Source organism: Rhodoferax ferrireducens (assembly GCF_031458075.1).
Taxonomy (GTDB): domain Bacteria; phylum Pseudomonadota; class Gammaproteobacteria; order Burkholderiales; family Burkholderiaceae_C; genus Rhodoferax_B; species Rhodoferax_B ferrireducens_A.
The window spans coordinates 368,406-382,594 of the sequence record NZ_JAVDXT010000003.1; the positions used below are offsets into that span (position 1 = coordinate 368,406).

Annotated in this window: 11 protein-coding genes and 2 pseudogenes; 5 read left to right on the forward strand and 8 right to left on the reverse strand. The window is 60.8% G+C overall.

Annotated features, from left to right (window positions below; translation table 11 throughout):
* Positions 1-99 precede the first annotated feature (99 nt).
* From J2X19_RS17130 to J2X19_RS17145, 4 genes are read left to right on the forward strand one after another with little or no spacing between them, the layout of a single operon-like run.
* Positions 100-930: a DUF3348 family protein gene (locus J2X19_RS17130; RefSeq protein ID WP_310375026.1), complete on the forward strand. Its 831-nt coding sequence runs from the start codon at positions 100-102 to the stop codon at positions 928-930.
* On the forward strand, positions 927-3,488 hold the full coding sequence (locus tag J2X19_RS17135) for a DUF802 domain-containing protein (RefSeq protein WP_310375027.1): 2,562 nt from the start codon (positions 927-929) through the stop codon (positions 3,486-3,488). The genes J2X19_RS17130 and J2X19_RS17135 overlap by 4 nt, the downstream gene beginning before the upstream one ends.
* On the forward strand, positions 3,485-4,135 hold the full coding sequence (locus J2X19_RS17140) for an OmpA family protein (protein ID WP_310375028.1): 651 nt from the start codon (positions 3,485-3,487) through the stop codon (positions 4,133-4,135). The genes J2X19_RS17135 and J2X19_RS17140 overlap by 4 nt, the downstream gene beginning before the upstream one ends.
* On the forward strand, positions 4,132-4,758 hold the full coding sequence (locus J2X19_RS17145; RefSeq protein WP_310375029.1) for a DUF2894 domain-containing protein: 627 nt from the start codon (positions 4,132-4,134) through the stop codon (positions 4,756-4,758). Before J2X19_RS17140 ends, J2X19_RS17145 begins: the two co-directional genes overlap by 4 nt.
* A gap of 228 nt (positions 4,759-4,986) precedes the next feature.
* On the opposite strand, the gene J2X19_RS17150 is transcribed toward J2X19_RS17145, so the two are convergent.
* From J2X19_RS17150 to J2X19_RS17160, 3 genes are all read right to left on the reverse strand, one after another.
* Positions 4,987-5,490, reverse strand: coding sequence for a hypothetical protein (locus J2X19_RS17150; RefSeq protein WP_310375030.1), 504 nt, complete (start codon positions 5,488-5,490; stop codon positions 4,987-4,989).
* Positions 5,491-5,637: 147 nt separating this feature from the next.
* Positions 5,638-7,146, reverse strand: coding sequence for a response regulator (locus tag J2X19_RS17155; protein ID WP_310375031.1), 1,509 nt, complete (start codon positions 7,144-7,146; stop codon positions 5,638-5,640).
* A complete protein-coding gene (locus J2X19_RS17160; protein WP_310375032.1) occupies positions 7,146-8,609 on the reverse strand; it encodes an ATPase domain-containing protein in 1,464 nt (487 codons plus the stop codon). Before J2X19_RS17160 ends, J2X19_RS17155 begins: the two co-directional genes overlap by 1 nt.
* A gap of 104 nt (positions 8,610-8,713) precedes the next feature.
* Between J2X19_RS17160 and J2X19_RS17165 the strand changes: the two genes are divergently transcribed.
* Positions 8,714-9,100, forward strand: coding sequence for a response regulator (locus tag J2X19_RS17165; RefSeq protein WP_310375033.1), 387 nt, complete (start codon positions 8,714-8,716; stop codon positions 9,098-9,100).
* Between the two features lie 83 nt (positions 9,101-9,183).
* Here J2X19_RS17165 and J2X19_RS17170 read toward each other — a convergent pair whose 3' ends face one another.
* The 5 genes and pseudogenes from J2X19_RS17170 to J2X19_RS17185 all read right to left on the reverse strand — a co-directional run bounded on the left by J2X19_RS17170 (position 9,184) and on the right by J2X19_RS17185 (position 13,923).
* A complete protein-coding gene (locus tag J2X19_RS17170; protein WP_116607695.1) occupies positions 9,184-9,672 on the reverse strand; it encodes a hemerythrin domain-containing protein in 489 nt (162 codons plus the stop codon).
* A 142-nt stretch (positions 9,673-9,814) separates the two neighbouring features.
* Positions 9,815-10,798: a hypothetical protein gene (locus J2X19_RS17175; RefSeq protein ID WP_310375034.1), complete on the reverse strand. Its 984-nt coding sequence runs from the start codon at positions 10,796-10,798 to the stop codon at positions 9,815-9,817.
* Positions 10,799-11,000: 202 nt separating this feature from the next.
* Positions 11,001-11,483: pseudogene (locus J2X19_RS25925) on the reverse strand (DJ-1/PfpI family protein); the annotation flags it as partial.
* A gap of 171 nt (positions 11,484-11,654) precedes the next feature.
* A pseudogene (locus J2X19_RS17180) lies at positions 11,655-13,493 on the reverse strand (catalase); the annotation flags it as partial.
* The gene (locus tag J2X19_RS17185) at positions 13,450-13,923 is read right to left on the reverse strand and encodes a DUF421 domain-containing protein (RefSeq protein WP_405048680.1); all 474 of its coding nucleotides are present in this window, start codon (positions 13,921-13,923) and stop codon (positions 13,450-13,452) included. The pseudogene J2X19_RS17180 and the gene J2X19_RS17185, both read right to left, overlap by 44 nt.
* Between the last annotated feature and the right edge of the window lie 266 nt (positions 13,924-14,189).

Here is a 14,189-nt window from a genome sequence, read left to right on the forward strand (position 1 = left end):
TTAATGGATATTCGCAGGCACCGTGTACACACGGCTGCAGCACCCATATAGCCACATTGAGCCCGATTGCCACTACCTCCTGGGGGCAAAGGAATCTTTTTGCGCACGAACTTCAGCAGTTCCAAACTTGTTCGCCTGCTTGGTGACCCGGCCTCCGTCGGCAAGGCTGGCGCCAGCGTGGACTCTGCCGAGCAGCTGAGCGTGCTGCTGGGCGTGTTCGACGCGGTGACGCTGCGCAGCGCGCTGCAGGCGATACACACCATGCGTGCAGCCCCTCTGCCCGCAGGCAAGCCGGCGCAGGTGGGGCGCGGTGTGGATGTCGCCGCACAGGTGCAGCAGGTGCGCCAGGTCCTGGCCCACGCCATCACCACCAAGCCGGTGGCGGTGGCCGATGCGGGTGCCAGCCGGCGGCGGGGTCGCAACCCCGAGCCCATGCCGGTGCCAATACCGGCCGAGCCCGAAGAAACGGTGGCTGACTACGCGGTATTCCGCCAGCGCCATCTGGACCTGCAGCGCCAGATGGATTTGATGCTCCCTCCCTTGCGCGTGAATGTGCGCGAGGCAATTTCAGCGGTGTCGCCCAGCTTGCGGCAACTGGCGGCGCTGGACGCCGTGTGGGAACAAATGCTGGCAGCACGCGAGCAGAAGTTACTGGCCACCATCCCAACGCTGCTGAAGCACCGGTTTGAACAATTGCGCACAGACCCGTCGCAGCCATCCGCCAGGTTGGCGCCCGCCCTGTGGCACCAACCTGGCGGATGGCTGGACCGGTTTGACAAGGAACAGCAGGCCGTCATGTTGGCCGAGCTGGACCTACGGCTGGAGCCTGTCATGGGCCTGGTAGAGGCATTCCAGCGGGAAACCGCGCTTGAGCGTGCGCCCACTGCGGTGCCGCACAAGAATATTGAAAAAGTTGAGAACGCAGTATGAATAGGTTTGTTTTCGCCGCCATCTTCGCCATCGGTCTGCTGGGCGTGGCCTGGGTAGGCTATGGATTTGTGGGCACGAGCGCGCTGGCGCTGGCCGTGACCGCGGTGATAGCCGGGGTGTACCTGCTGGGGGCGTTGGAGCTGCGACGCTTCAGGGCCGACACGGCATCGCTGGCCACTGCGCTGGCCGAGCTGGCGCAGCCGCCCGCTGACTTGCCCACCTGGCTGGAGCGGGTGCCAGCACTATTGCGCAACCCCGTGCGCATGCGTGTCGAGGGCGAGCGCAGCGCTCTGCCTGGCTTGGCGTTGACGCCCTATCTGGTGGGCTTGTTGGTGATGCTGGGCATGCTGGGCACCTTCCTGGGCATGGTGGTGACCTTCAAGGGCGCGGTATTTGCGCTGGAGGGCTCCACCGATCTGCATGCCATCCGCTCCGCCCTGGCGGCGCCCATCAAGGGCCTAGGTCTGTCGTTTGGCTCCTCGGTCGCCGGGGTAGCGGCGTCGGCCGTCTTGGGGCTGCTGTCGGCCATGGCCCGGCGCGAGCGGCTGGACGTGGTGCGTCTGCTGGATGCACGCATTGCCACCGCCTTACGGCCCTTCTCCATGGCGCAACAGCGCCATGACGCCTTCAAGGCCGTGCAATTGCAGGCCCATGCGCTGCCCGAGGTGGCCGCGCGCCTGCAGACCATGATGGACGGCATGGAGCGCCGCAGCCAGCAGTTGAGCGAGCAGTTGCAGGGGCAGCAGGCGCAGTTTCACCGCGAGGTGTCGGGGGCGTATGGCGAATTGGCCAGCTCCGTCAGCGCATCGCTGCAGGCCAGCCTGGCCGCCGCGGCACGCGCGGCAGGCGACAGCATCCAACCCGTGGTCCAGGCGGCGATGGCCGAAATGGCGCAGGAATCCACGCGGCTGCACCAACGTGTCTTTGACGCCACGCAAAGCCAGCTGCATGGCCTGGCCCAGAGCTGGGACGCAGCGGCCGTACGCACAGCCGATGGCTGGGCCGCCGCGCAACACAACCATGTGCGCAGCAGCGAGGCCCAGGCGGCACGATTTGACGCGGCCCTGCAAGGCTTTGCCGATACGTTTGAGCAGCGCTCCAGCACGCTGCTGGCTTCGGTACAAACGGCTGCAGCCCAGTCCCGGGACGCGCAAGCGGCCGCGGACCAACTGCACCTGCAAGGCTGGACGCAGGCATTGCAGTCCACCACCCACACGCTGCAGGGCGAATGGCGTGCCATGGGAGAACAGGCCCTGGCCCAGCAACAGGCCGTGTGCCAAACGCTGGAGAAGACCGCTGGCGCGATGGTGGAGCACACCAGCCAACGCGCCGAAACCACCCTGACACAGGTGGCTGATCTGGTGGCGCGGTCTGAAGCGTTGTTGGCCGCGCATACCGCCGCAGAGGCCCGCTGGACACAGGACCAGAGCGAGCGCCTGGCGCAATTGGCCAAGCTCTCGCACACCGCGCTGCAAGGCTTTGCCGATACCTTCGAACAACGCTCCAGCACACTGCTGGCTTCGGTACAGGCGGCTGCAACCCAGTCCCGCGAGGAACAAACGGCCGCCGATCAGCTGCATCTGCAGGGCTGGACGCAGGCATTGCAGTCCACCACCCACACGCTGCAGGGCGAATGGCGCGCCATGGGCGAGCAGGCGCTGTCCCAGCAACAGGCGGTATGCCAAACACTGGAGAAGACCGCAAGCGAAATGGTGGCACACACCAGCCAACGCGCCGAAACAACCCTGGCACAGGTGGCCGATCTGGTGGACCGGTCTGAAGCTTTGCTGGCCAGCCATACCGAGGCAGAAGGCCGCTGGACGCAGCAGCAGGGCGAGCGCCTGGACCAATTGGCCAGCCTCTGGCGCACCGAGCTGGCAGCATTGCGCGCCGAAGAATCCACCCGTGGCCAGGCCGCAGTGGACCGGCTGGCGCAATTGCAGTCGGCCGTGGTGACCCATTTGGCGACCTTGGGCACGGCCCTGGAAGAGCCCATGGCGCGCCTGATGGCCACGGCAGCCGAGGCGCCCCAGGCTGCAGCAGAAGTGATTGCCCAGCTGCGCAAACAAATGGCCGGATTCAGCGAACGGGACAACCAGGCGTTTGCAGAACGCACCCAGCTGGTGGCGCAACTCGACACACTGCTACAGACGCTGAACCAGGCGGCTGGCGATCAGCGCACCGCCATCGAGTCGCTGGTGGCATCCGCCGCCAGCGTGTTGGACTCTGCGGGCGGCCAGTTTGCCCAAGCGGTGGAGGCGCACACCAGCCAGACCGCACAGGTGGCGGCGCAGGTCACCGGCAGTGCCGTGGAATTGGCCAGCCTGGGCGAAGCCTTTGGCCACGGTGTGCAGTTGTTCAGTACATCGAATGAAAAACTGGCGGACAGCCTGCAGCGCGTAGAGGGCGCCATCCAGCAGTCGGCGACACGCAGCGACGAACAGCTCGCCTACTACGTGGCCCAGGCGCGCGAGGTGATTGACCTCAGCATCGCAGCACAGCAAACGGTGGTGGAAGACATGCGCCGCCTGCGCAGCGCGGAAGGGGTTGCGGGATGAGCGGCGCGGAAGACTGGGACGACGGAGTCGAACAGACCGCGCCCGTCTGGGCGGTGTTCGGCGACCTGATGTCGGGCCTGCTAGGGGCTTTTGTGCTGGTGCTGGTCGGTGTGCTGGTGGTGCAGATGGACCTGGTCACCAATCTGCAGGCCGAAGTAGCCAAGCGCCAGAGCGAAGAGCAGCGCCGCATGGCCCTGGAAAAGGCCCTGGCCGTGCCCTTGGCCACAGGCCGCGTGACCTTGAACAACGGCCGCATCGGCATCAGCGGCAACGTGCTGTTCCCGGTGAACTCGGACCAGTTGCGTCCCGAAGGGCGGCAATTGCTGAAAAGCCTGGTGCCGCCGCTGCAGGTCTACCTGGGTGCGCGGGACGACATGCTGATGGTCAGCGGCTTTACCGACAACCAGCCCATCATCGACCGCAACCAGCATTTCACCGACAACCTGGAGCTGTCGGCCCAACGTGCGCTCACGGTATCGCGCGCGCTGATCGAATCCGGCATGCCCTCGTCGCGGGTGTTTGCGGCCGCGTTTGGTGCCGAGCAACCCGTGGCGTCGAACGATGACGATAAAGGCCGCGCACAGAACCGCCGAGTGGAAATGGCGCCAGTGCCGCGCTCAACAGCCGAGAAGCCACCGACACTATGATGCCGCCAGAGGCTTTCGATGCAGCGGCTGTGCTGGCGTCCTTGCGCAGCGCAGGCGCGCAACATTGGGACCCTGTGCGCTTTCGCTACCTGGAAGCCCTGCAACAGCGTTTGCAGGCTGCACCCGAGCCCGTACGGCGCATCGTGGATGGCAAGCTGCAAACTGCGCTGGCCGCCTATGCCGAGCGTGGCGGACGTAGACCCCGCACAAGTCAGTCCGAATCCATCCCCCCGCCCACCTCGCCACTGGCTGCGTTGAACGCCTACATCCGCACAGCCACGCAGGCAGATGCGGCAGTCAACGGGCCTCCCGTTGGCTGGGGCGGGCGGCCCGAGCTGAAGAGTGTGCAAGGCTTCCGGGAAGTCTGGTCCAAGTTTGCTGTTGTGGACCAGGTGGAGCAGTCGCTCAAACGGGGCCCGGAAAACGCGGGGCCCTTGAATTCCCACATGCTGGTGCTGCGCTCCCTGGCCACGATGCGCGAGCTGTCGCCCGAGTACCTGCGCAGATTTTTGTCGCATGCCGAAACCCTGCTGTGGCTGGACCAGGAAAGCCAGCGCCTCAGGGCTCCGCAGGCGCGGTCTGCACGCCCCAGCCGACGGAAGAAAAAAGGCGACGCTGAATAAGGCTGCGCGCACTGGATCGGAATGGGATACAAGGCGCAAACCGCAGACACAGCTATAGCTATAGCGAGGATTTGCAACGCCGCAGAGCGTTCATTGCAGGGCAGATCGTCAGTTAGCCTGCGATACGTACAGGAGCGACAACGACCTAACTCTGTCGTCCAAAGAATTTTTCACTTATCGTGCGAACCGACAAAGGTTCTTCGATTGGTTCGCACACGGCGATCCCGGTTATTGCAATTTTTTGTCTTCGCGCTTGGCGTCTTCCATAGCCTCAGGCTCCAGTTCCTCGGCAGAACGGTTCAGGTGCACGAACACGCCCCAGGCGGCTAGCAGCAAGGCGGTAGCCACGAGTGCGCTGGCGGCATAGGGTAGCTGCGTAAGGTCTTCGTGCAGCGCCTTGAACGTGGCCACCAGACCTTCGATAGCCAGGGCGACGATCACCACCACGAAGAAGCGCGACAGAAAGCGCCGCGCCCGAGTCGGCGCACTGATGTCGGCATCGCGGATAACTTCTTCTTCGGTGATGGTTTCGGCAATCTGCAAGGCCACCACGGCCGCCGCCAGCAGCCCGATCGCCTCAATGATGGCCTGCGCCGCCACCGCATCCCAGCCGCTGGCAAACGCCAGCCAACCCATGCGTGCAGCAATGGCGATCAGCATGAGCGCAGCGCAGGCAAACAGCAGGGCGATCAGCCCATGGACGATACGGAACAGCGGCAGCAGGGATTTCATGGGACCTATCTTGGCATGGAAGCCATGGCGGAGGAACTGTGGGAACAGTCTGCCTGGTTACGGTTTTTCATTTATATGCAACAGGCAACCAGCGCTTATTAAGCATACGCTAGCAGCTACTTTATTTATAGCAAAGTGATGGGCACTCTATTTGCTAATGGCATCTGATTGGTCACCAAGGCAAGCCAGTAGCCGCGGAACATTGACTGGTTTCACAAAATGAAAGTCGAACCCCGCATCCCTTGCCAAGCTACGGTCCGCATGCTGCCCCCATCCAGTCAATGCGATCAATAAGGGTTGCTTACCCGGTAGCAGGCGCCTGATTTCACGGGCTGTGTCATAGCCATTCATCCCGGGCATCCCAATATCCATCACGACTGCGTTCGGTAAACGCTGGCAAACCGATTCCACGGCCGAATAGCCATCGTAGACAACGGAGACTTCTATCCCTTGTAGTGCAAGAAACTCGGCGAGGCTGTCGGCAGCATCTTGGTTATCGTCCACGACCAATACATGTCGAGGCAAGTTTTGGGCAGAGGGTGCGGTCTGCGCCACCTGCGATGACAGCGGATGCCCCTGCGGCGTGACGGGCACCTGGATGGTGAACTCGCTGCCCAGTCCCAGCCCGGGGCTGCTCGCAGAAATGGTGCCGCCGTGCATCTCGGCGAACACCTTCGCCAGGTGGAGCCCGATCCCCAAGCCAGTCGAGGGCTCACCCGCGGCCCGTTCCTGGGCAAACATGTGGAATATGCTTGCCAGGCCTTTTTTGCTGAGGCCTTTGCCGCTGTCTTTCACCCGAAAGAACACAGAGACGGCATCGACCTCGGCTTTGACCGAAATCTTGCCTTCCGTCGGGGTAAATTTGGCGGCATTGACAATGATGTTTGCCAGACTTTGAACCAGGCGCACTTGGTCTGCGCACAGCGGAATGTCTTGCTGCGGCAGTAGCACCTCCACCTGGTGCCGCCGTTCGCGCAGCGAAGCATCGGCGATTTCAAGTGCATGGCTGACCACTTGCGCCACCGAGGTTTTCGCAGGCTGCAGCTCAATCTTCCCCGTGTTGATGCGGGCCACTTCCATCAGGTCGTCGACCAGCCGCGTCAGGTGTTTAATCTGCCGGTTGACCATGTCCACCAGTTTGGTGGTCTGGGCGGAGGGATACAGGCGCTCGAAAATACCCGCGGCGTTGAGGATCGGCGCCAAAGGATTGCGCAATTCGTGCGCCAGCGTAGCCAGAAACTCGTCTTTGCGCTGGTTGAAAGCCCGGACCTGGTACTGGCGCTCGCGTGCCCGGAGTGCCGATTTGACAAAGCTCAGGAGCGCCATTGTTCGAACCGGCCTCTCCAACAGCGTGACATTTCCCAAATGCTCCACAGCACTCTGTATTTCCAAAGAGTCCATGCCGTTCTTTGTCAGTAATAACACGGGTAAGTCCGACCATGCGTCCTGCTGCGCGATGAATTGGCGCAGCAAACCTATGGTGCCGCCCAAGACCTCTTCCGCCAATAGCAAGGCGCCAACCCCCTCGCTCAGGCGGGTCTCCAACTCTAGGGGGCATCTGCAGATGCGGACTTTGATCTGTGCAGCGTCGAGGAGTTTTTGCGTCAAAAACGCGTCTTGCCCCGTGGGCAAGTAGATGAGTACACCGAGTTCCATCAGGGCGCCGCTGCCGGTGCCTTGTGTTCCGTCAGAGACACTGGCACGCCGGTGAGGATGCCGCGGTAGCCTCGCAAAACCTTGCCCACCTTGATGCCCTCTTCGGACATGGAAAAGGCCCGGATCGTGCGTTCATGGGTGCTGCCGCGCTTCTTGAATACCGATACGGCCTGCTTGATTTCTCCGTCGTCTTCAAAATAGCGCAGCATCAAAACGTTGTCCGCAACGTAGCTGGCATCCAAGGCCGTAGACATGGTGCTTCCCAGCATGCCTTGCTGCACACCCACCAAAATGGTGGCCACTTTGTTCTGTCCCAGATACGTCAAAATTTCATGTAGATGTGTGACCAGGAATCGCTCATCCGGCACCGCCTGTAAATAACCGTTCAAGCTGTCAATCACGACCACGCGGGTACCACGCTGCACCGCTGCCACAATGGCCGCGGAGAACTGCCCCGGCGTTAGTTCCGCAGGATCTACCTGCTGTATGGTTAACTGGCCGGTGGCTATGGCACTGCGCAGCGTCATATTGAGTCCATCGGCACGGTGCAGCAGGTTGCTGGCAGATTCCTCGAACAGGAACATCGAAGTCTTTTCACCGCGCGAGTGGGCCGCTGACACGAACTGCGCCGCCAGCGAAGACTTTCCGGTACCAGGAGGGCCCACTATCAGCGTGCTGGTGCCGTCCTCAATCCCCCCGCCCAACAAAAGATCCAAGTCTTCCAAGCCACTGCTCAGTTGCCGACGTGCATTGATCGATCGTGTCGCAGAAGCCACCAACCGCGGATGGACTTCCAATCCACCTCGATGCAGTACATAGTCATGCAGCCCGCCGACAAAGCTGTGGCCGCGGTATTTGACGATGCGCAGCCGGCGACGCTCTTTTCCGTAGTCCTTCACGGAGTGGTCCAACTGAATGACCCCATGGGCAATGCTGCGGACCTGCAAATCACCCAGTGAAGAGGTGCGATCGTCCAGCAAAAGCACGGTGCACTGGCGCCTTGCAAAAAACTGTTTGAGCGCTAGAACTTGCCGCCGGTAGCGCAATGGGGACTCCGCCAAAAGTTGCAATTCGGACAATGAATCCAGCACGATGCGGACAGGCTTTTTCTCCTCCACTGCGGTCAAGATCGTTTTCAACATATCGGACAACTCCACCTCCGAGGGGTGGAACATCGTGTATTGCGTATCCGAGTTCAGCATATCTTCCGCCGGCAGCACTTCGTGGATATGCAGGCCGGTTATGTCCCAACCATGGGATAAGGCAACCGCAGCAAGCTCCTGCTGGGTCTCTGCCAAGGTGATGTACAGAACCGATTCACCCAGGCGCATGCCCTCCAACAAAAACTGGAGGCCGGTGGTGGTTTTGCCAGTACCTGGTTCACCCTCCACCAGATAAATGCGGTCCTTGGTTAGCCCACCTTCCAAAATGGTATCGAGCCCCGGTATTCCTGTGGAAAGCATATACATCACTCCCAATACGTAACGCGACTATTCAGCAAAACAGAAACATTTAGAAACTGTGCCCTATGCCAGAATGGCTTGGACATAGATGGAGGAGCAAGCCAATGAAAGCAAATTCATTCAAATCAGATGTTATCGATATTTTGATAGTGGATGATGTACCTGATGCAGCGGAATCGCTGGCGATGCTGCTTGAAATCGACGGCTACAGTGTGCGCATGGCTTTCAGTGCACAGGATGCATTGGACGCGATCGAAACCTCAACACCCCTGTGCGTATTGCTAGACATTTCAATGCCCGGAATGGATGGCTTGGATCTCGCACGCCACCTGCGCGCTAAATTTGGCGACGACGTGATTTTGGTTGCAGTAACCGGAAGCAGTACTTTGGATCCACGCGTGAATGAGGCTTTTGCCTTGGTCGACCACCATTTTTTAAAACCTGTACTGGCCAGCGATATTCAAAAGCTCTTTCCGCCGCAGCGCACATAAACATCCCGCAAATTAACAAGACCACTGCCTGTGAAATTTCCGGCAGTGGCCTGGATGACGGAGCTAGGCTGCGGAACCCGGAGTCAAGCTATTCTTCCGGCCAGCAACTCGCTCTTGCGCGACGCCATCTGGGCACCCAGCGCGAGCATATCCAAATTGGTTTTCTTGGCTTTGGGGAACATCTCTGTCTGTTCTTCCTTGACGTGGTGCTTCACGTACTCGGACAGAACCTTGACCTTCGCATCGAACATTTCACCGTCGGGAGTGATCCCATCCACTTGGGCGATCAGGTCCTTTAGCGTCGCGTGTTCCACCGTAGCTTCTGGAACCAGTTCTTTGTCGCGCAGCGCACGTTTGACGGCGGGGTAGAAGATTTCCTCCTCGACTTGTGCGTGCACGCTCAGCTCTGTGCAGATGGTGCTGACCAGGTCTTTTTTCTTTCTGTCGGAACGGGCCTTGTCGTACTCCGCAAACAGCTCGCTAACCCGCTTGTGGTCGGCCCGCAGCATGGCGGTTGCCTCCTGGGGTTTCGAAGATGCTGAATTGGTGGGTGTCTTGGATGGGGTCGCCATGGTTTGATTCCTCAAATGGTTTGTTGTGGCAGAAGCTCTGCCGCCTAGTGGACGAAAAGGGCAATCAGAATAATGATGGGGATCGGGATCCCCAGAAAAAACAAAAGCAGTGAACGCATCAGATGCCTCCTTGGTTTGGGTTTTAGAAAAGGTCACGCTGACGACCGCCGTAGGTCGCGGCCAGGCTGGCACAGAAGGCACCAATCAGCAAGGAAACGAATAGCCATAGCGCGCTGTAAGCAGAGGCTTTTCTGGCCTTGTCGGCCGCATTGCGGGCTGCCGCTTCTGCGTCTTGGGCGCTGGCCTGCAAGCGTCTGAACGCTTCGGTTACCCGTTTCTCGGCATCTGCCTGGGGTATGCCGGTACGCTGTGCGACCAGTTGGCCCAAATACTTCACATCGTCAGCCGGCAAAGTCCCCTTGCCCATAGCGCTCGCAAAGATACGGCCCGCTTCGGCGGAAGAAGAAGAAAAAGAAGACGATGCAGCCTCATCCTTGCTGACACCTGTAGGCGCACTGGCCGCAGCATCCGGGGTTGGAACACCCATGCTCTTTCGGAACAGCCCGTCGACGAAGTAGCCATGGTCTGCCAATACGCCGTCCGGCCTGTTTGCAGCGCTCAACGCAGGTATTGCATTGGCTGCAGTGCTCGCGGCCCCAGAAACCATATGGGCACTGGCTTGCACGCCACCGCTGACGATGCCACCAATAGTGGATGTGAGCAGCGCGGCAGTCACCAAAGTGGCAATCGCCCAAGCCAGAAATCCATGGGCTGTGTCGCGAAAGTACACCTCGTCCGCATCGACACCCGCCCAACGCGTGCGCAGGCGGCCCGCCAAGTAACCGCCCATGCCGGCCGCGGCAAGTTGGGTAAATGAAATCCACACAATCGTCGAAATGCCGAAGGTGCTTGCGGCAGCACCTTGACCAGACCATGGGGAAACCGAAGAAAGCCCCAGGCCCACCCCAAGGATGAGCAGGATCAACGACAGTGCAGCAGCACCAGCGGCCCCTGCGACGATGGCCGCCCATGAGACGGCACTTGCCGGTGGGGCCGGGTTTTGTGGAAAAGTAGACGCAGCCCCTTGGGCAATATTCCTTGGACTAGGCAGTATGGTTTCGTTCACGCTATGTCTCCAAAAATATGGAATTGCATGGTGCTGCGGGCCACCAAAAACGACTGTCGGCTTCGCTCCTGGAATGTCGTAGGACGGCATGCCGCATGCTTTTCGTTGCACTCCTTGGCTGCACACAACGCCCAAAGATGGCGCCGTGGGTTCGTGCTCACGCAGGACGCGCTACTGTCCTTCCGCATGGCCACACAGGTACCTAGACCCGTGGGGGAGCCGTTTCACGCTCCGGGTGACGGTGCCGGCCAATGCCCTTGATGAACGCCTGGACCGTGGAGCTACGGAACGGGCCGATAAATATTCCGGGGTCTTGCCCACCGCTGGGCGTCAGGTCGGAACCGCCGGCCTGCGCGAACAATGTTTGCGAGCCCGAGAGGACCAGGATGGGCTTGCAGTGGCGGTACTGGTCTTTGATGAACTCGGCGGTATGCCCGTCCTTGGACAGTGCATCCACACCGGCCTTGCCGTTGGGCAGCACCAGCGCGTCGAACAAAAAACCCGGCTCATTCTCAAGAGAAGCATCGGCTTCGATCTCGGTCCCATCGCTCGTGACAACACGCCCGATATGGGGTGCGACAAAGCGGGGTACCGCATCCTGGGCCAGCAAGGCCGCATGGATCTTCAAGAGGCTGTCGCCATCCACGCCGTCGGCCACCAGCAGTGCGACCTTGCGACCGGCAATCGATCCGTCACCCGGTCGGGCCTTCAGCGACAGAGTGGCCGAGACCGTCACCTCCGGGGTCTCAACGGTTTCCAAGGCTTTAGGAAGCGGCGCTGGCAAGTTCGCCATACCCAGGCCAGCGGCCACCGTCTTCGCCAGCGCCTCGGACACATTGAGGAGGGATGCCACCATCCGCTCGCGGATGGCCGGCACCGTCACCTTGCTCAGCTCAAAGCGGAACGCAGCGGCGATATGGGCACGCTCTACCTCGGTCTGGCTGTCCAGAAACAGCGTGGCCTGGGTGTAGTGGTCGGCAAATTTCTCGGGCTTGGCGCGGACTTTGCCCTGCGCTTCCTTGGCTTCCAGGCGGGCCGGCACGCTGACGAAACCCTGTGCAGCACCGGCCTGGAACGGGCAACCACCCCCCAGCGAATTGGGTTCGTAGGCTACACGGCCACGGGGAATTGCCTGGCGGTGCATGCCGTCGCGCTGGTTGTTGTGTACCTGGGCGATGGGCGCATTGATGGGCAGCTCATGAAAGTTCGGTCCACCCAGGCGCGAGATCTGGGTATCCACATACGAGTGGATGCGTCCGGCCAGCAGCGGGTCGTTGCTGAAGTCGATGCCCGGCACCACGTGCGCGGTGCAGAAGGCCACCTGTTCGGTCTCGGCAAAGAAGTTGTCCGGATTGCGGTTCAGCACCATGCGGCCGACCAACTGCACCGGCACCAGTTCTTCAGGAATCAGCTTGGTGGCGTCGAGGATGTCGAAGCTGAAGGCCTGGGCTTGTTCTTCGGTGAAGATTTGCACGCCGAGCTCCCATTCCGGGAACACGCCGGATTCAATCCGCTCCCACAGATCACGGCGGTGGTAGTCCGGGTCAGCGCCAGAAATTTTGACAGCCTCGTCCCACACCAGCGAATGGGTTCCATACTTGGGCTCCCAGTGGAATTTGACGAACACCGACTCACCGGCGTCATTCACAAAGCGGTAGCTGTGCACGCCAAAACCCTGCATCGTGGCGTAGCTGCGCGGGATGGCCCGGTCGCTCATCACCCACATCAGCATATGGGTGGACTCGGGCATCAGCGAGACAAAATCCCAGAAGGTGTCGTGCGCGCTGGCCGCCTGCGGCATGCCGTGGTGGGGCTCGGGCTTGACGGCATGCACCAGGTCGGGGAACTTCATCGCGTCCTGGATAAAGAACACCGGCATGTTGTTGCCCACCAGGTCCCAGTTGCCTTCGTCGGTATAGAACTTGACCGCAAAACCGCGTACATCGCGCGCTGTGTCTTTCGACCCGCGCTCGCCCGCCACGGTGGAGAAGCGGACGAACACCGGCGTCACCTTGCCCGACTCCTGGAAGGGCGCGGCCTTTGTGAATTGCGTCAAAGGCTCGTAGCACTCGAAATAGCCATGCGCTGCAGAGCCGCGGGCATGCACGATGCGCTCGGGAATGCGTTCGTGGTCAAAGTGCGTCAGCTTTTCGCGCAGCACGAAATCCTCCAGCAGCACCGGGCCACGTACGCCCGCCTTCAGTGAGTTCTGGTTGTCGGCAATCGCCACGCCCTGGTTGGTGGTGAGCGGCTGGCCACCAGAGTCGACCCGCACCCGGTCCAGCGTACCGATCGTCGCGTTGACGCCCTGCGGTGCCACGGTGCCCACCTTGCCAGCGTGGTACGACTCCGACAGCGTGCTGGCTGTCGTCATCCGCGAAGGCGGCTCTGCCGTCTGCCCGGCTGGCGGCGAGATGCCATTGTCAAATCCATGCTCAGATGCTTTCAATGCATTGAATGGAACTGCCGCAACCACTGCCTGCGTCTCGGCCATTTTCTTGGCAGCGGCGTCCCTCAGCTCTAGCGGTGCCGGGCCTTCCGACGGGCCGCTGTCGGTGTTTTTCGCACTGGCTATGGCCTGGTCGGTCTTTGAGCTTGCGGGGGCGGAAGGGCTTTTGGGTTTGGGCATTTCTGGGCTCCAGTGGGTTGGTCTAAGCAGGTACCGCGGAATCCTTGAGCACGCTGATGTCTCCATCGGCCTCAAGAAATAGAAACTTCATATCTTTCAGGTCGCAGTCCGCTTCGCGCAGCGCCTGCTTGGCATCGCCTAAAGGAATACGCTGCGCCCGAAGGACGTTTTCAAAGATCACGCTGTCGCGGCCTATCAGGATGGGATCACCCTCGACCACGCGACGAAAGCCTGTGCTGCGCGAGGTGATAAATGCGACGGATAGGTTGAGGGCGACCAAGGTCATTGCAGCCAGGAGCGCGCCCGTCACGGAGTCTTCTCCGCCACTCAAACCGTTGGACACGCTTTCGCTCAAAAGCATGACTACGAGCAGATCAAACGGCGTGAATTGGCCGACAGTACGTCTGCCGGACACCCGCACCATCACCAAGAGAGCGATGTAGATAATCGTGGCTCTCAATGGCAGTTCCCACCAGTCTGTGTGCATTGAAAACACGGTCCATCTTTCTTGCAAGCGGGAATAAACCGCAACTGATCATCTGTAATCAGCGCTCCTAGTGCTCAAACGCCAAGCCCGTGCCAATCGCCCGAAGCGCAGAGCGCAGCCTGCACGGGCTCTTCGTCTGAACCGCAAGAATTAACTATTGCATGCACCTCGGCGCCGCGTTGAAGGACATGCGCTGAGCTCTTTGTCAGCGATTTCTGACAATTCTTGAGGGACGCTCTCGCCGGCACAAGCAGCAACCACCGAACAGGAAATCG

What these genes read in the sequence shown, in the direction of transcription:
- J2X19_RS17135 (WP_310375027.1), top strand. Translation starts at nt 927, where the DNA reads ATGAATAGGTTTGTTTTCGCCGCCATCTTCGCCATCGGTCTGCTGGGC.
- J2X19_RS17140 (WP_310375028.1), top strand. Translation starts at nt 3,485, where the DNA reads ATGAGCGGCGCGGAAGACTGGGACGACGGAGTCGAACAGACCGCGCCC.
- J2X19_RS17145 (WP_310375029.1), top strand. Translation starts at nt 4,132, where the DNA reads ATGATGCCGCCAGAGGCTTTCGATGCAGCGGCTGTGCTGGCGTCCTTG.
- J2X19_RS17150 (WP_310375030.1), bottom strand. Translation starts at nt 5,490, where the DNA reads ATGAAATCCCTGCTGCCGCTGTTCCGTATCGTCCATGGGCTGATCGCC.
- J2X19_RS17155 (WP_310375031.1), bottom strand. Translation starts at nt 7,146, where the DNA reads ATGGAACTCGGTGTACTCATCTACTTGCCCACGGGGCAAGACGCGTTT.
- J2X19_RS17160 (WP_310375032.1), bottom strand. Translation starts at nt 8,609, where the DNA reads ATGCTTTCCACAGGAATACCGGGGCTCGATACCATTTTGGAAGGTGGG.
- J2X19_RS17165 (WP_310375033.1), top strand. Translation starts at nt 8,714, where the DNA reads ATGAAAGCAAATTCATTCAAATCAGATGTTATCGATATTTTGATAGTG.
- J2X19_RS17170 (WP_116607695.1), bottom strand. Translation starts at nt 9,672, where the DNA reads ATGGCGACCCCATCCAAGACACCCACCAATTCAGCATCTTCGAAACCC.